17 protein-coding genes, 1 pseudogene and 1 riboswitch are annotated in these 16659 nt (G+C 61.8%); of the genes and pseudogenes, 9 read left to right on the forward strand and 9 right to left on the reverse strand.

Going from position 1 to position 16659, the window contains the following annotated elements; translation table 11 throughout:
• Positions 1 to 7: 7 nt before the first annotated feature.
• Both HX855_RS09535 and rpoE read right to left on the reverse strand, forming a co-directional pair.
• Complete coding sequence (locus tag HX855_RS09535; protein ID WP_003172479.1) at positions 8 to 595, reverse strand: sigma-E factor negative regulatory protein; 588 nt, start codon at positions 593 to 595, stop codon at positions 8 to 10.
• Between the two features lie 31 nt (positions 596 to 626).
• Positions 627 to 1208: an RNA polymerase sigma factor RpoE gene (rpoE, locus tag HX855_RS09540; RefSeq protein ID WP_003172477.1), complete on the reverse strand. Its 582-nt coding sequence runs from the start codon at positions 1206 to 1208 to the stop codon at positions 627 to 629.
• A gap of 468 nt (positions 1209 to 1676) precedes the next feature.
• Here rpoE and nadB point away from each other — a divergent pair, with 468 nt between their 5' ends.
• Entirely contained in the window at positions 1677 to 3293 is a 1617-nt protein-coding gene (gene nadB, locus HX855_RS09545) for an L-aspartate oxidase (RefSeq protein WP_177082598.1), read from the forward strand.
• Here the strand turns inward: nadB and HX855_RS09550 are convergent.
• Both HX855_RS09550 and HX855_RS09555 read right to left on the reverse strand, forming a co-directional pair.
• A complete protein-coding gene (locus tag HX855_RS09550) occupies positions 3262 to 3714 on the reverse strand; it encodes a protein YgfX (RefSeq protein WP_177082600.1) in 453 nt (150 codons plus the stop codon). The two genes, nadB and HX855_RS09550, sit on opposite strands and share 32 nt — an antisense overlap.
• Positions 3698 to 3952: a succinate dehydrogenase assembly factor 2 gene (locus HX855_RS09555; protein WP_003212000.1), complete on the reverse strand. Its 255-nt coding sequence runs from the start codon at positions 3950 to 3952 to the stop codon at positions 3698 to 3700. Before HX855_RS09555 ends, HX855_RS09550 begins: the two co-directional genes overlap by 17 nt.
• A 139-nt stretch (positions 3953 to 4091) precedes the next feature.
• On the opposite strand from HX855_RS09555, the gene HX855_RS09560 reads away from it, so the two are divergent.
• Positions 4092 to 5033 carry a folate-binding protein YgfZ gene (locus HX855_RS09560; RefSeq protein ID WP_177082602.1) on the forward strand — a complete coding sequence of 314 codons (942 nt, stop codon included), beginning with the start codon at positions 4092 to 4094 and terminating at the stop codon, positions 5031 to 5033.
• Positions 5034 to 5069: 36 nt separating this feature from the next.
• A complete protein-coding gene (locus HX855_RS09565) occupies positions 5070 to 5891 on the forward strand; it encodes an HDOD domain-containing protein (protein WP_177082604.1) in 822 nt (273 codons plus the stop codon).
• Here HX855_RS09565 and HX855_RS09570 read toward each other — a convergent pair whose 3' ends face one another.
• Complete coding sequence (locus HX855_RS09570; RefSeq protein ID WP_177082606.1) at positions 5892 to 7277, reverse strand: sensor histidine kinase; 1386 nt, start codon at positions 7275 to 7277, stop codon at positions 5892 to 5894. It abuts the gene before it with no gap.
• Positions 7270 to 7941, reverse strand: a complete 672-nt coding sequence (locus HX855_RS09575) for a response regulator (RefSeq protein WP_177082608.1) — start codon at positions 7939 to 7941, stop codon at positions 7270 to 7272. Before HX855_RS09575 ends, HX855_RS09570 begins: the two co-directional genes overlap by 8 nt.
• Before the next feature lie 236 nt (positions 7942 to 8177).
• Here HX855_RS09575 and HX855_RS09580 point away from each other — a divergent pair, with 236 nt between their 5' ends.
• Genes HX855_RS09580 through HX855_RS09600 form a run of 5 tightly spaced genes read left to right on the forward strand, consistent with a single transcriptional unit; the run spans position 8178 to position 13544 of the window.
• Positions 8178 to 9458, forward strand: a complete 1281-nt coding sequence (locus HX855_RS09580) for an OprD family porin (RefSeq protein ID WP_177082610.1) — start codon at positions 8178 to 8180, stop codon at positions 9456 to 9458.
• A 28-nt stretch (positions 9459 to 9486) separates the two neighbouring features.
• The gene (locus tag HX855_RS09585) at positions 9487 to 10479 is read left to right on the forward strand and encodes a tripartite tricarboxylate transporter substrate binding protein (RefSeq protein ID WP_177082612.1); all 993 of its coding nucleotides are present in this window, start codon (positions 9487 to 9489) and stop codon (positions 10477 to 10479) included.
• 60 nt (positions 10480 to 10539) lie between these two features.
• A complete protein-coding gene (locus HX855_RS09590; protein WP_177082614.1) occupies positions 10540 to 10998 on the forward strand; it encodes a tripartite tricarboxylate transporter TctB family protein in 459 nt (152 codons plus the stop codon).
• Position 10999: 1 nt separating this feature from the next.
• Entirely contained in the window at positions 11000 to 12514 is a 1515-nt protein-coding gene (locus HX855_RS09595; RefSeq protein WP_177082616.1) for a tripartite tricarboxylate transporter permease, read from the forward strand.
• Positions 12507 to 13544, forward strand: a complete 1038-nt coding sequence (locus HX855_RS09600) for an AbrB family transcriptional regulator (protein WP_177082618.1) — start codon at positions 12507 to 12509, stop codon at positions 13542 to 13544. The genes HX855_RS09595 and HX855_RS09600 overlap by 8 nt, the downstream gene beginning before the upstream one ends.
• Before the next feature lie 159 nt (positions 13545 to 13703).
• On the opposite strand, the pseudogene HX855_RS09605 reads toward HX855_RS09600, so the two are convergent.
• Together HX855_RS09605 and ung are read right to left on the reverse strand one after the other, a co-directional pair.
• Positions 13704 to 13787, reverse strand: a pseudogene (locus HX855_RS09605) (uracil-DNA glycosylase); the annotation flags it as partial.
• Positions 13788 to 13943: 156 nt separating this feature from the next.
• Positions 13944 to 14636, reverse strand: coding sequence for a uracil-DNA glycosylase (gene ung, locus HX855_RS09610; protein ID WP_177082620.1), 693 nt, complete (start codon positions 14634 to 14636; stop codon positions 13944 to 13946).
• 132 nt (positions 14637 to 14768) lie between these two features.
• Between ung and HX855_RS09615 the strand changes: the two genes are divergently transcribed.
• Positions 14769 to 15881: an enoyl-CoA hydratase/isomerase family protein gene (locus HX855_RS09615; protein WP_177082621.1), complete on the forward strand. Its 1113-nt coding sequence runs from the start codon at positions 14769 to 14771 to the stop codon at positions 15879 to 15881.
• 6 nt (positions 15882 to 15887) lie between these two features.
• Here HX855_RS09615 and HX855_RS09620 read toward each other — a convergent pair whose 3' ends face one another.
• Complete coding sequence (locus HX855_RS09620) at positions 15888 to 16244, reverse strand: hypothetical protein (protein WP_177082623.1); 357 nt, start codon at positions 16242 to 16244, stop codon at positions 15888 to 15890.
• Positions 16245 to 16546: 302 nt separating this feature from the next.
• Positions 16547 to 16647: riboswitch (guanidine-I (ykkC/yxkD leader) on the forward strand.
• Positions 16648 to 16659: the final 12 nt, after the last annotated feature.

Consider the following 16659-nt stretch of genomic DNA (forward strand, 5'->3'; position numbering starts at 1 on the left):
TGGCGGACTAGCGGTTTTCCAGGCTTGCAGCGCGAGCGTATGGCAGAGCGCTTTCAGTGCCTTTCAAGGCCGATTCCTGTGCGTGTTGGCGCAGGTAGCCTGGAAGACGCTGATCTTGCCAGCCGGATTGCCCTTGAAGTACACCGTTGGCCATAGGCCCGGTGGTATCGGAGCTTTCCTTGTAGCCGGCCAGTACGGCTGGGCCCTTGACCTGCGGGCCGGCCATGACCGGTTGCTGGGTCTGCTGGGCCAGTTCGGCACCGGCGATTTCGTCCTGGTTGTACAGGCGAACACCTGCCAATACAGCGACGGTCACCGAAGCAGCAACGGCCAGACGACCCAGGCTACGCCAAGGACCGCGAGCAGCTTTTGCCGGAACGGCTTCATCAGCCAGTGCAGCAGAAACGGCCGCAGCAATATCCAGACGAGGGATTAGAAGATCCTTGTGCATCACCGCCCGAGCGACTTGGTAACGAGACCAGGTATCACGGGTTTCGGCGTCATCAAATGCATTAAGCACTCGACGAAGTTCCAGTTCATCCGCTTCGTTATCCATCACTGCGGACAGCGATTCCTGCAGGGCATCACGACTCATGGCGGTTCCTCTCTTGGCTGTCGCCGCTGTCTCAGTTTTCCTGCAACAACGGCTGCAGGGCTTTATCGATGGCTTCCCGAGCCCGGAAGATCCGGGAACGTACGGTACCCACCGGACATTGCATGACGCTCGCAATGTCCTCGTAACTCAGACCATCGAATTCACGTAAAGTTAATGCCGTACGTAAATCTTCTGGTAGTTGCTGAATAGTGCGATGAACGGTTCCTTCGATCTCGTCGCGCAGCAATGCACGCTCCGGCGACTCGAGATCTTTGAGGCCGTGATCACCATCATAAAATTCAGCATCTTCCGAACTAACATCGCTATCCGGCGGGCGGCGACCGCGAGAAACCAGATAGTTCTTCGCCGTGTTGATGGCGATGCGGTACAGCCACGTATAAAACGCACTGTCACCGCGGAAATTACCGAGTGCACGGTACGCCTTGATAAAGGCTTCCTGTGCAACGTCCTGCGCTTCATGGGTGTCGTGCACAAACCGCACGATCAACCCGAGAATTTTGTGCTGGTATTTCAGCACTAGCAGATCAAATGCCCGCTTGTCGCCGCGTTGAACGCGCTCGACCAGCTGCTGATCCTCTTCCTGGGTTAGCATGAACACTCCTCGTTGTACTTGAAGGAGGCTTGCATAACTAATCGATCAGGCTTGCAAACATAGACTCGGACTTTTCGCAAAAGTTCTCCCCCCTCCAAGCAAGTTTCCGGTACGCACTGATTTGGCACACACGAAAAACGCAGCGCGGACAATGCCGGCTGCGCGAATAATCTGTCGCCAGTTTCCTGACGCGTCTGACGCAGACGCCGATCAGTGAATCCAGCGTGTTCCCAGCTTTCGGGCATCCTGCTATTGAGTCGAGGCTTATGCAAAAAGTTCCCATCTCAATCGCTGTCCGCTTCATGAAAGCCGTGCAGTTCGTTGCCCGTAGTCTCACAATGCCACGAATGCCCGGCTATTGTGCCGCTCCCCCCCTCTATATACTAGTGGGCCGTGTGACCCTTTGATTCGCCGATCCAGGCGTCCTGTTTGCGCCCCCTTCGGATCGCTTTTTGCGGAATCCTTCAAATGAGCCAACAGTTTCAACACGATGTCCTGGTGATTGGCAGCGGCGCCGCGGGCTTGAGCCTTGCACTGACCTTGCCGAGCCACCTGCGCATAGCCGTACTGAGCAAGGGCGACCTGGCCAATGGCTCGACATTCTGGGCCCAGGGCGGTGTCGCCGCGGTGCTCGATGACACCGACACCGTGCAATCCCACGTCGAGGACACCCTGAATGCCGGCGGCGGCCTGTGCAATGAAGAGGCGGTGCGCTTCACCGTCGAGCACAGCCGCGAAGCCATCCAGTGGCTGATCGACCAGGGCGTACCCTTCACCCGCGATGAACATTCCGGCACCGACGACGGCGGCTTTGAATTCCACCTGACCCGCGAAGGCGGCCACAGCCATCGGCGCATTATCCATGCCGCCGACGCCACCGGTGCCGCGATCTTCAAGACCTTGCTCGCCCAGGCCCGGCAACGCCCGAACATTGAACTGCTGGAACAGCGTGTCGCCGTCGACCTGATCACCGAAAAACGCCTGGGCCTGCCCGGCGAACGCTGCCTGGGCGCCTACGTGCTCAACCGTGCCAGCGGCGAAGTCGACACCTATGGCGCGCGCTTCACCATTCTTGCCTCCGGCGGCGCGGCGAAGGTCTACCTCTATACCAGCAACCCCGACGGCGCTTGCGGTGATGGCATCGCCATGGCCTGGCGTTCGGGTTGCCGGGTGGCGAACCTGGAGTTCAACCAGTTCCACCCCACCTGCCTGTACCACCCGCAGGCCAAGAGTTTCCTGGTCACCGAAGCCCTGCGCGGCGAAGGGGCGCACCTGAAGCTGCCCAACGGTGAACGCTTCATGCAGCGCTTCGACCCGCGTGCCGAGTTGGCCCCGCGAGACATCGTCGCCCGGGCCATCGACCATGAAATGAAGCGACTGGGCATCGACTGCGTCTACCTGGACATCAGCCACAAACCCGAAGCCTTCATCAAGACTCACTTCCCGACGGTGTACGAGCGCTGCCTGACGTTCAATATCGACATCACCAAAGGCCCGATCCCGGTGGTCCCGGCGGCGCACTACACCTGCGGCGGCGTGATGGTCGACCAGCACGGGCGCACTGACGTGCCCGGCCTGTACGCCATCGGCGAAACCAGCTTCACCGGCCTGCACGGCGCCAACCGCATGGCCAGCAACTCGTTGCTGGAATGTTTCGTGTACGCCCGCTCCGCCGCCGCCGACATCCTCGAACAACTGCCGCGCATCCCGGTGCCGGCCGCCCTGCCCCGCTGGGACGCCAGCCAGGTCACCGATTCGGACGAAGACGTGATCATCGCCCACAACTGGGACGAGCTGCGGCGCTTCATGTGGGACTACGTGGGGATCGTGCGCACCAACAAACGCCTGGCACGGGCGCAGCACCGGGTTCGGCTGCTGCTGGATGAAATCGACGAGTTCTACAGTAACTATAAAGTCAGCCGCGACCTGATCGAGCTGCGCAACCTGGCCCAGGTGGCGGAACTGATGATCCGCTCGGCCATGGAACGCAAGGAGAGCCGGGGCCTGCATTACACCCTCGACTACCCGCAAATGCTGCCCGAGGCGCGCGACACTATTCTGGTGCCAACCACCTACGGCGGCTGAACTTCAAGCGCACCCGCAGGCGCCGATGCACATCGGTGGCCTGCGAATCCGCCGGGATACACATCGAACGCACCCGCCAATCACCCTGCACCCGAAAGCGCAGCACCACGATCATAGGCAACGCCAGGCTGTCGGGACGCAGTTGCACGCTGTGCCAACCCCGTGCGGCGCTCCATAACTGCCAGCCGTCCTCATCCCGGCGCAGGCCACGGATCGACGAACGGTGAGTCAGCAGAATGTGACGTGGCAACACCCAGCCGGCGTGAGCCAGGCACACCAAGGCGCCGAAAGCGGCTATCCACGGGGACACATCGAGAAACCACAACGCACCCAGTGCGAACGCCTGGGCGAACAGATAAGCCGCCAGCAACTGCCCGGAGGCATGCCAGCGGCATTCGAACGTATTACTTGGGCTGGACACGATCCAGAATCATCCGGACCATGCGCTGCAGCTCAGGGTCTTCCGATTCGGCGCGTTCCATGAACCAGCCGAACATGTCCTGATCTTCGCATTCCAGCAGCTTGCGGTAGCAATCGCGGTCGACGTCGTTAAGGTGCGGATAGACCTCCCTGACAAACGGTACCAGCAACACATCCAGCTCAAGCATGCCACGGCGGCTGTGCCAATAGAGGCGATTGAGTTCTACATCTTCGACCATGGAGCGCTCCTCAAATAGAGCGCAAGTATACAGGCCGATGCTGCCTGGAACAGTCGGCTTTGGTCGGCCATACCGAAACTATCCATTTGCCGGGCGCCCCTCTATGATGCACCCATGACTTTTTAACCTGCGATGACCCATGGCTGACTCTGCTTTCTTCTGCCCCCTGTCCCACGAAGGCGTTCTCGCCGTCCGCGGTTCCGACGCTGCCAAGTTCCTCCAGGGACAACTGACCTGCAACCTCAACTACCTGAGTGACACCCAGGCCAGCCTGGGCGCGCGCTGCACGCAAAAAGGGCGCATGCAGTCGAGCTTCCGCATCCTGCTGCAAGGTGATGGCGTGTTGCTGGCCATGGCCTCTGAGTTGCTGGAGCCGCAACTGGCGGACCTGAAGAAATACGCCGTGTTCTCCAAATCCAAACTCACCGACGAAAGCGCCGCCTGGGTGCGGTTCGGCGTGTCGCAGGCGGATCCTGTATTGGCCAGCCTCGGCCTTGAGCTCCCCGCCGAGACCGACAGCGTGGTGCACAGCGACGAGTTGATCGCCATCCGCGTATCGCCAGGCCGCGCCGAACTCTGGGCCCCTGCCGCCCAGGCCGAAGCCCTGCACAGCCAACTCGCCGCAAAATTGAACGAAGGTGAACTGAACCAGTGGCTGCTGGGCCAGATCCGTGCCGGCATCGGCCAGGTCATGCCCCAGACCCGCGAACTGTTCATCCCGCAAATGCTCAACCTGCAGGCCGTCGGCGGCGTCAGCTTCAAGAAAGGCTGCTACACCGGCCAGGAAATCGTCGCGCGCATGCAGTACCTGGGGAAGCTCAAGCGCCGCCTGTATCGCCTGAGCCTGAACGCCGGCGAATTACCGGAGCCTGGCACCCCGCTGTTTTCGCCGACGCATAACAGCGCCATCGGCGAGGTGGTGATGGCCGCCCGGGCCGGCGAGTTGATTGAACTTCTAGCGGTGCTGCAAGCCGAAGCAGCAGAGAGTGGCGATGTGCATGTAGGCACGCTGGAAGGCCCGGGCCTGCAGTTGCTCGACCTCCCCTACTCGCTGGACCGTGATCGCGAGATCCAGCGCTGATCGTCGTACCTTTTTGCAACACCCTAGAGATCATGAATGAACAAGCTGGCGGAAAGAGTCCAACAGGCTTTGGTTGTGGCCATCGATAACGATGACCTGGTTCTGCCAACGCTACCGGAAGTGGCCCTGAACATTCGTCAGGCCGCCGAAGACCCGGACATCAGCATCAGCCACCTGAGCAAAGTGATCAGCCGTGACACCGCCTTGTCGGCGCGGTTGATCAAAGTGGTCAATAGCCCGCTGTTGCGCGCCACCCAGGAAGTCACCGACCTGCACACCGCCATCACGCGCCTGGGCACCAACTACAGCAGCAACCTGGCGATCGGCCTGGTGATGGAACAAATCTTCCATGCCCGTTCCGACGTGGTCGAACAGAAGATGCGTGATGTCTGGCGGCGCAGCCTGGAAGTGGCGGGCGTCAGCTATGCGCTGGGTCGCAACCACAGCCAGTTGAAACCTGATCAGGCAGCCCTCGGCGGTTTGGTACACCAGATTGGCGTGCTGCCGATCCTGACCTACGCCGAAGATCACTATGAACTGCTGTCAGACCCGGTCAGCCTCAATCACGTGATTGAAAGCATCCACCCGCTGCTGGGGGACAAACTGCTGCAACGCTGGGACTTCCCGGAAATGCTGGTGAGCCTGCCTGGGCAGTACATGGACCTGGAGCGCGATTCCCAGCGCCTGGACTATATAGACTTGGTGCAGGTCGCCGTGCTGTATTGCCACCGCGACACCGATCACCCGCTGGCCAGCGTGCCCATAATGGAGCTGCCCGCGATGAAAAAACTGCGGATCGACCCCTACAGCGATACCTTGCGCGCCGAGCTGGATGAAGCGCGGTCGATGTTCTACTGATTACCCCGCAATAAAACTGACCCGCACCTTCAACCCCGCCGACTCACCGTCATGCAAACTGATCTGCGCCAGGTGCGCCCGGCAGATCTCACCGACAATCGCCAGCCCCAAGCCTGAACCCAAGCCCTGCTGACTGCGCCGATAGAAGCGCTCGAACACCCGGTCCCGCTCATCCTGCGGAATGCCCGGGCCGTCGTCTTCCACCTCAAGTATGGCCGGCGCCGTGACCCGCAGAATCACGTTGCCTCCCGGTGGCGTATGGGCCAGAGCGTTGTCCACCAGGTTGCTCAACAACTCGTTCAACAAGGTCGGCTCGCCCCGTAACCACACCGGCTCGTCCGCCTCCAGCGCCAGGGCCACGCCCCGCGCATGGGCCAGCGGGGCCATGGCCATGCCCAGCTCGCGGGCCAACTGGCTCAAGTCGAGCAATTGCGCGCCGCCTTCGGCAATCGCACGGGCGCCGTTTTCGATGCGCGCCAGCGAGAGCAATTGATTGGCCAGGTGCGTCAGGCGATCAGTGCCCTGGGCGGCGCTCTCCAGGGTGGTGCGCCAGGTGGCCGGGTCTTCGGCGCGCAGGCCAAGCTCCAGCCGGGCCTTGAGCGCCGCCAGGGGTGTGCGCAGCTCATGGGCGGCATCGGCAATAAACTGCGCCTGGCGTTCGAACTGCCCGCGCAGGCGTTCGGTGAAATGGTTGAGGGAGCGCACCAGCGGGCCCAACTCATGCTGCACTTCCACCAGCGGCAAGGGCCGCAAGTCATCCGGCTGGCGCTCCTCTACCGCGGTACGCAAGCGCTCCAGCGGCCGCAGGGCCGCACTCACGGCAAAGAACACCAACAACAACGCACCAATGGCCAGCATTCCCAGGCGCAGCAGGGTATCGGCCATCAGGCTGCGGGCCATGGCGACTCGCGCCTCATCGGTTTCGGCCACGCGAATTTCCGCCATGCCGTTCATGTTCGGTTCGGACACCGCCTTGAGCAGGCTGACCACCCGCACGTTCTGCCCCTGATACTTGGCGTTATAGAAGCGTGCCAGCGCCGGATAGTCATCGGTGCGCGGCGTACCCGGTGGCGGGCCCGGCAGGTGTTCGTAGCCGGAAATCAGCTTCTGCTGAATATCGTTAACCTGATAGTAAATACGCCCGGCGCTGTCATACGCGAAAGTATCCAGCGCCACGTAGGGCACATCGGCACTCAAGGTGCCGTCGCGGTTGGACACGCCGGCGGCGATGGTCCGTGCCGACGCCAGCAGCGTGCGGTCGTAAGCCGTGTCCGCCGCCTCGCGCCCATTCCAGTAAGCGCTCAAGCCACTGGCGATCATCAGCACCACCAGCAGCAGCGCCAGGTTCCACAGCAGGCGCCAACGCAGGCTGCTGGGCTTATGCATCGCGGGATTCCAGCAGGTACCCCAGGCCACGGAAGGTGACGATGGCCACAGGCTGGCCATCGAGTTTCTTGCGCAGGCGGTGCACGTAGATTTCGATGGCATCGGGGCTGGCTTCTTCATCCAGGCCGAACACCTGGGAGGCCAGTTGCTCCTTGCTCATCACCCGGCCGGGGCGGGCGATCAGCGCCTCAAGCACCGCCTGCTCGCGGGAGGTCAGGGTCAGCAGTTCACCCCCCAGGGTGAAACGCCGCGTATCGAGGTCGTAAATCAGCACGCCACACGCCTGCTGCCGCTCACCGCCCAGCACGCTGCGACGCAGCAGCGCCTTGACCCGCGCTTCCAGCTCGGTCAGCTCAAACGGCTTGGCCAGGTAGTCGTCCGCCCCCAGGTTGAGGCCATGCACGCGGTCCTTCACATCGCTGCGGGCGGTCAACATCAACACCGGCAGATTTTTCCCACGGGCCCGCAAGCGCGCCAACACCTCAAAACCGTCCATGCGTGGCAACCCCACATCGAGGATCGCCACCGCGTATTCCTCGCTGCTCAAGGCCAGGTCTGCGGCCACGCCATCGTGCAGCACATCGACCGTCAAACCCGTGCTCTTGAGCGCCTGGGCGACGCTTTCGGCCAGTTGCAAATGGTCTTCGACCAGAAGGACACGCATGGGTTTTTACCTCGTTCGGGGGTGGTCGGTGCCACGCTTTGCCGGGGAGTTTACAGGCGCCACCTGCGCTGTGAAGCCCGAAAACATTGAAAGGCGACTGAAAGGTTAGTGAAAGCTTCACCCTTTAGCATCCAACCACGGTGGGTTTCGCCTGCCGAGCTATTTCACCGATAGCGCCCGAAAAACGCCTCGAAGCGTTTTCGCCAAAATAAGAACAATAACGGAGTACACCCACGATGCTGCGCACACAGCCGCCTGCTCGTTCTTCTCGTTTCACCCAGACCGCCCTTGCCAGTGCCGCCGCCCTTGCCGGTTTTTCGCCCGCAGGCCACGCCGCGTTTTTCGAGGACAGCAGCGCCACCCTCGAAACCCGCAACATGTACTTCAACCGCGACTTTCGCGACGGCACCAGCGCCCAACAATCCAAGCGCGACGAATGGGCCCAGGGCTTCATGCTCAACCTGCAATCGGGCTACACCGACGGCACCGTCGGCTTTGGCGTGGATGCGCTGGGCATGCTCGGGGTCAAGCTCGACTCCAGCCCCGACCGCACCGGCACCGGCCTGCTGCCCACCCATGATGACGGCCGCGCCGCCAACGAATACTCCAAACTCGGCCTGACCGGCAAAGTGAAGATCTCCGCCACGGAGCTGAAAATCGGCGCGCTGATCCCCGAACTGCCGATCCTCAAGCCCAACGACGGGCGCATCCTGCCGCAGACGTTTGAAGGCGGCCTGTTGAGTTCCAAGGAATTCAAGAACCTGGTGTTCACCGGCGGGCGCCTGAACAAGGCCAAGGACCGCGACGACACCAACTACGAAGACATCGGCCTCAACAACAAGAACAGCCGCTTCCTCAGCGGCGCCACCGGCAAGCATTTCGACTTCGGTGGCGTGGACTACAAGTTCGCCGACAAGATCACCGGCAGCTACCACTTCGCCCAACTCGACGACGTGTACCGCCAGCACTTCCTCGGCCTGGTGGCCTCGCGTCCGATGGGCCCGGGTACCTTCGGCGCCGACCTGCGCCTGGCCGTCAGCGATGACACCGGTGCAGCCCGCGGCGGCAAGATCGACAACACCTCCCTCAACGGCCTCTTCAGCTATGCCCTCAATGGCCATAAGCTCAGCGCCGGCTACCAGCACATGTCCGGCGACAGCGCCTTTCCCTATGTGGATGGCAGCGACCCGTACCTGGTCAACTTCGTGCAGATCAACGACTTTGCCGGTGCCGAAGAACGCTCCTGGCAAGCACGCTACGACTACGACTTCGCCAAACTGGGAATTCCCGGCCTGAGTTTCATGAGCCGTTACCTGTCGGGTGACAACATCAAGCTCAAGAACGGCGAGACCGGCAAGGAGTGGGAACGCAACAGCGAGATTCGCTACGTGGTGCAAAGTGGCACCTTCAAGGACGTGGCCGTGCGCCTGCGCAATGCCACCTACCGTTCCAACTATTCGGCCCGTGATGCGGATGAAGTGCGTTTGCTGGTGAGCTACAGCGTCGCCCTTTGGTAACAGCAACCTCATAACAACAATGATGGAGATGAACATGACCCTTTCACTGCGTAAATTCGCCCTCGCGGCCGGCTGCATGCTGTTCGCAGGCCAACTGCTGGCGGCTGATGGCGAGCCCAAGCGCCCGGAATGCATCGCCCCGGCTTCCCCGGGCGGTGGTTTTGACCTGACCTGCAAACTGGCGCAAAGCGCGCTGGTCAACGAGAAGTTGCTGAGCAAGCCGATGCGCGTGACCTACATGCCGGGTGGCGTAGGCGCGGTGGCCTACAACGCGGTGGTCGCCCAGCGCCCGGCAGACGCCGGCACCTTGGTGGCGTGGTCCAGCGGTTCGCTGTTGAACCTGGCCCAGGGCAAATTCGGCCGCTTCGATGAAGACGCCGTGCGCTGGCTCGCCGCCGTCGGTACCAGCTACGGTGCCATCGCCGTGAAAAGCGATTCGCCCTACAAAAACCTCGACGATCTTGTTCAAGCGTTGAAGAAAGATCCGAGCAAAGTGGTGATCGGCTCCGGCGGCACCGTCGGCAGCCAGGACTGGATGCAAACCGCGCTGATCGCCAAGGCCGCCGGGATCAACCCCCGTGACCTGCGCTACGTGGCACTGGAAGGCGGTGGTGAAATTGTCACGGCCTTGATGGGCGGCCACATTCAGGTGGGCAGCACCGATATTTCCGACTCCATGCCCCATATCCAGAGCGGTGACATGCGCCTGCTGGCGGTGTTCTCCGAAGAGCGTCTGGACGAGCCGGAAATGAAGAACATTCCGACCGCCAAGGAGCAAGGCTACAACATCGTCTGGCCCGTGGTTCGTGGCTTCTACCTCGGGCCAAAAGTCAGCGATGAAGACTACGCCTGGTGGAAAGCCGCCTTTGACAAACTGCTGGCTTCCGACGAGTTCGCCAAGCTGCGAAACCAGCGCGAGTTGTTCCCGTTCGCCATGACCGGCCCGGAGCTCGACACCTACGTGAAGAAACAGGTGGCTGACTACAAAGTGCTGGCCAAAGAGTTCGGCCTGATCCAGTAATCGCCCCTTGTTCGCGCGGCCACGCCCTTGCGCATCAGGGGCGTGGCCCAGGAGTTTTCCATGCTCTTACAACGCATTTTTTGTGCCGCGCTGTTGCTGGCCTGTGCCGGCCTGGCGCTGATGGCGTGGCCGTATCACGCGTCATTTTCCTACGAACCCGTAGGACCCCGGGCCTACCCGCTGCTGATGCTCGGGCTGATGAGCCTGGCGCTGATCTACATGCTGTTTCGTCCGCAAGCGACCAAACACACCGAGGAAGAACCCGCGCTGGATCGCCCGACGCTGATCAAGATCGGCCTCTGCGTGCTGCTGTTGCTGGTGTTTGCCGGCACCTTTGAATCCCTGGGTTTCATCCTCAGCAGCATGCTGATCGGTATTCCGATGGCACGGCTGTATGGCGGCCGCTGGTTGCCTGGTGCGGTGATCATCACCTTGATGAGCGTCGGCCTTTATCTGTTGTTCGATAAAGCCATGGACGTACCGCTACCCCTCGGTCTGCTCGACGTACTGGAGAACTGATATGGATACGCTTGGCTATTTGGGCCAGGGCTTCGGCGTTGCGCTGACCCCTTACAACCTGGTGACCGCACTGTGCGGCACCCTGATCGGCACCGTGGTCGGCCTGTTGCCGGGCCTGGGCCCGATCAACGGCGTGGCGCTGCTGATCCCCATCGCTTTCGCCCTCGGGCTGCCGCCTGAGTCGGCGCTGATCTTGCTGGCGGCCGTGTACCTGGGCTGCGAATACGGCGGGCGTATCAGCTCGATCCTGCTGAACATTCCGGGCGAAGCCTCCACCGTGATGACCACCCTCGACGGCTACCCGATGGCCCGTAAAGGCCTGGCGGGCGTGGCGTTGTCGCTGTCGGCATGGAGTTCATTCATCGGCGCGTTTATCGCCACCTGCGGCATGGTGATGTTCGCCCCGCTGCTGGCGAAATGGGCGATTGCCTTCGGCCCGGCGGAATATTTCGTCCTGATGGTGTTTGCAATTGTCTGCCTGGGCGGCATGGCCGGTGACAAGCCACTGAAAACCTTTGTGGCGGCGCTGATCGGCCTGTTCCTGTCAGCGGTGGGTATCGACGCCAACAGCGGCGTGTACCGTTTTACCGGGGACAACATTCACCTGACCGACGGCATCCAATTCGTGGTGCTGGTGCTGGGCCTGTTCTCCATCAGCGAGATCCTGTTGCTGCTGGAAAAAACCCACCACGGCCAGGAAGCCGTCAAGGCCACCGGGCGCATGATGTTCAACTTCAAGGAAGCTTCGTCGGTGTTCGTGGTGAACATCCGCTGTGGCGTACTGGGTTTCATCATGGGCGTGCTGCCGGGTGCCGGTGCTACGTTGGCGAGTGCCGTGGCCTACATGACCGAGAAACGTATCGCGGGTGCCAGCGGCGAATTCGGCAAGGGTGACAAGCGCGGCCTGGCGGCGCCGGAAACCGCCATCGGCGCGGCGGCCTGCGGTGCCTTGGTGCCGATGCTGACCCTCGGTGTACCGGGCTCCGGCACCACGGCGGTGATGATCGGCGCGCTGTCGCTGTACAACATCACCCCCGGCCCGCTGCTGTTCCAACAACAACCGGACATTGTCTGGGGCCTGATCGCCTCGTTGTTTATCGCCAACATCATGCTGGTGATCCTCAACATCCCGATGATCCGCATCTTCACCCGCATCCTCGCGGTGCCGAACTGGGCACTGGTGCCGGTAATCGCCATCATCACCGCGATCGGTGTGTACGCGGTTCACGCCACCACCTTCGACCTGTTCCTGATGATCGGCATCGGTATCTTCGGCTACATCCTGCGCAAGCTGGATTTCCCGCTGTCGCCGGTACTGCTGGGCTTTATCCTCGGTGGCTTGATGGAACAGAACCTGCGTCGTGCGCTGTCGATTTCCAACGGCGAATTGCAGATCCTCTGGTCCAGCCCGATCACCTTCGGCGTGTGGGTACTGACGGCTCTTATGCTGCTGATGCCGATCCTGCGTATCTGGCGCAAGCGTTCCCTGCAGCGTCGTGCCGTGGCCGATGTCTGAGGCCACGTTTAAAAACTGGTGGGCAACACCGCTGGTCGGTCTGCTGGGCGGTTACCTCGCCAGCCAGATCGGCTGGCCACTGCCGTATATGGTCGGCTCGTTGCTGGCGATCATCCTTGTGCGCTGCCTCACACCCTGGCAGCTCGCAGAAATTCCTGGCGGCCGCAAATGCGGCCAATGGGTGGTGGGCATCGGCATCGGCCTGCACTTCACCCCGGTGGTGATCGAGCAGGTGATGAGCCACTTCGGTTTGATCTTCTTCGGTGCACTGGTCACCAGCCTCTCCAGCGTTGTGGGGGTGTGGTTGATGCGCCGCAGTGGTGAAGACCGCGCCACGGCTTTTTTCTCCAGCATGCCGGGTGGGTCCGGCGAGATGGTCAACCTCGGCGCACGCAATGGCGCGGTGCTCAGCCGTGTCGCGGCGGGGCAGAGTTTGCGGGTGTTGGTGGTGGTGCTGTGTGTGCCGGCGGCCTTCAAGTATGTGCTCGGTGAAGGGGCGCCGCAGTTTCATCCGGCGAATGTCGACTGGGCGTGGCTGGCGGTGCTGTTTCCCGTCGGCGCGCTGGTCGCCTGGGGCTGGCAGCGCTTGCGCCAGCCGAACCCGTGGCTGTTCGGGCCGTTGCTGGTCAGTGCCGCCGTCAGCATTACCTGGGACTTGCACATCGGCCTGCCCGACGGTGGCAGCCAGATCGGCCAATGGCTGATCGGCAGTGGGTTGGGCTGCCACTTCAACCGGCAGTTCTTCCGGCGTGCGCCGTTGTTCATGGGCCGGACCTTGATCGGAACCGCGTTGACCATGTTGATCGCGACGCTGGCGGCGGTGGGTTTGAGTGCCCTCACGCAACTGGACCTGCGCTCATTGACGTTGGGCATGATGCCCGGCGGGATTGCGGAAATGAGCCTCACGGCAGAAACCTTGCAACTGTCGGTACCGCTGGTGACCGCGATGCAGGTGATGCGTTTGTTGTTTGTGTTGTTCCTGGCGGAGCCGTTATTTCGCCACTGGAACCGACAGCCAGACAAGGTTTGAAGCCATACAACGTTCAACAGTGGGAGCTGTCGTGCTTTAGCGAGGCTGCGATAGCGGTGGTTCAGCCAACCTTTATGTCGACTGTGCCGCCGTCTTCGCAGCCTCGCTAAAGCTCGACAGCTCCCACATTGGATGGGTGTCAGCTCAATAACGCTGCGCTTACACCGGCGGCAATCGCCACTCGATCGGCGCCTCGCCGTTTTGCTCCAGAAACTTGTTGGTGCGGCTGAAATGCCCGCAGCCATGGCGACGTTCAACGGTGGGAGCTGTCGAGCTTTAGCGAGGCTGCGATAGCGGTGGTTCAGCCAACCTTTATGTCGACTGTGCCGCCGTCTTCGCAGCCTCGCTAAAGCTCGACAGCTCCCACATTGGGTGGGTGTCCGCTCAATAACGCTGCGCTCACACCGGCGGCAATCGCCATTCGATCGGCGCCTCGCCGTTTTGCTCCAGAAACTTGTTGGTGCGGCTGAAATGCCCGCAGCCAATAAATCCTCTATACGCCGACAACGGTGACGGATGCACCGAGGTCAGCACCAGGTGCTTGGTGGCATCGATCAGTTTCTGCTTGCCCTGCGCGTGGGCGCCCCACAGCAGGAACACCAGATGGGGCTGATGGGCGCTGACAATCTCGATGATCCGGTCAGTAAAGAACTGCCAGCCCTTGCCCGCATGGGCGTTGGCATTCGCGCGCTCCACGGTCATGGTGGTGTTGATCATCAGCACGCCCTGGTCGGCCCAGCTTTGCAGGTAGCCGTGGTTGGGGATGTCGATGTTCAGGTCGCGCTTGAGTTCTTTGTAGATATTGACCAGCGACGGCGGCGCAGGCACGCCCGGTTGCACCGAGAAGCACAACCCGTGGGCCTGGCCGGGGCCGTGGTACGGGTCCTGCCCGAGGATCACCACCTTGACCTTGTCCAGGGGTGTGGAGTTGAGCGCATTGAAGATCATCGGGCCCGGCGGGTAGATCTCCTTGCCGGCGGCGTGCTCCTGGCGCAGGAATTCCCGCAACTGGGCCATGTACGGCTGGTCGAACTCGTCACGCAGGGCGTGTTTCCAGCTGGGTTCGAGTTTGATACGGTCGTCGGTGGTCATGGTTGCATCCAGAAAAAACAATGGTGCGAACCCTAGGAAAGCCCACCCTGCTTGTCAATTGATCTGACGCAGAACCGGCACTTTCCCACGAACCGATCATACTGAACCTTCACTTTCTCGATTGAGGTCATGATGAACCTGCACTTCGAAGAGCTGATTGGCACCGACGGCGCCCGCATTGGCATCGCCAGCCTGGACGCTGAAAAATCCCTCAACGCCCTCTCCTTGCCGATGATCCTGGCCTTGAGCGAACGCCTGGACAGCTGGGCCAAAGACCCGCAGATCGTCTGCGTGCTGCTGCGGGGCAATGGCCCCAAGGCGTTTTGTGCCGGTGGCGAAGTACGTAGCCTGGCCCAGGCCTGCCGTGAGCACCCCGGCGAAGTGCCGGCGCTGGCCGCGCAATTTTTCGCGGCCGAATACCGCCTCGACTATCGCTTGCACACCTACCCCAAACCGCTGATCTGCTGGGGCCACGGTTATGTGCTGGGCGGCGGCATGGGCTTGCTGCAAAGCGCCGCGGTGCGCATCGTCACCCCGAGCAGCCGCCTGGCCATGCCGGAAATCAGCATCGGCCTGTACCCGGATGTGGGCGCCAGCTGGTTCCTGTCACGCCTGCCCGGCAAGTTGGGCTTGTTCCTCGGCCTGACCGGCGCCCACATGAATGGCCGCGACGCCCTGGACCTGGGCCTGGCTGATCGCTTCCTGCTGGATGAACAACAAGACGAACTGCTGGAAGGCCTGCTGCAACTGAACTGGCAGGAACAGACCGACATGCAGCTCAACAGCCTGCTCAAGGCCCTGGCCCAGGAAGCCGTCGGCCAGATGCCCGAAGCCCAATGGCTGCCGCGCCGTGCGCAGATCGATGAATGGCTGGATGTGGGGGATGTACGCTGTGCGTGGCGGGCCCTTAGCCAATTGCGCGACCACGCCGACCCACTCTTCAACCGCGCCGGCAAGACCCTGAGCGAAGGCTGCCCGCTGACCGCGCACCTGGTGTGGGAGCAGATCCAGCGGGCGCGGCATTTGTCCCTGGCCCAGGTGTTCCAGATGGAATACACCTTGAGCCTGAACTGCTGCCGTCACCCGGAATTCAGTGAAGGGGTGCGGGCGCGGTTGATCGACAAGGACCAACAGCCCCACTGGCATTGGCCGGACATCAATCTGATCCCCGAGGCGGTGGTGCAGGCGCACTTCCACAAGGTGTGGGAAGGGCGCCATCCACTGGCGGATTTGTCCGACTACTGAAAACCCTCAGCGGTGCCCGCCGCCATGGCCGCCACCCTGATTGCCGCCACCCTGGCCACGGCCACCGCCATTACCCCAGTGATTGCCCCCACCCTGGTTGGGGTAAGGCCGGTAACCGGCTCGCGGCCCTGAAGGGTAATAACGAGGCGCCGGCTGGTAATAACGCGGCGACGGGTAATAACGCTGTGGTGGCGGGTAGTAACCCTGGCGGTAGTGATAGTAGGGGCCGCCGCCGTAGTAATACGCGGGCGCAGGCGCTGTGTAGACCTCGGAACCGTAATAGGCCTGGCCGCCACCGTAATACGGCGCGCACGCAGACAGGGTCAGACCGAGCAAAGCGATGAGAAGCAGTCGACGATACATGGCGGCCTCCTGGACCGCGGAAGAGCACACCCAGCGACGCTGGGGGGCGGCAAACAGCTTTCACTGCTTGACGAAATATCTGACATCAAAATCGGAATCTGGTGCGATTTCGACATAGATTGATACATCTGATCGTCGCCTCATTGCAGTGCAACCCCGCACCAGCACAACGCACAGTCTGCGCGCCCTGCGCCCTCCTCCTCGCGCCAACCCGCGCCGTTGCTGCGCCGGTGCCACTTGGCACGACTCTCGCTTTACCTCTTCCGTGCAGGAGTCATCACAGGTTCGCGGCACCACAATTTGCAATGGCTGACTAGGGTTCCGGCTCGCTAAGGCGAGTGGCTGGTCCGAGAGTTGGCGACCTCCAGTTGAGGTTACACGGCGGGATAAAAGCCCGGGAGACAAGCCACCGTTT

Origin of the sequence: Pseudomonas sp. IPO3778 (assembly GCF_013386825.1) — a bacterium.
Taxonomy (GTDB): Bacteria; Pseudomonadota; Gammaproteobacteria; order Pseudomonadales; family Pseudomonadaceae; genus Aquipseudomonas.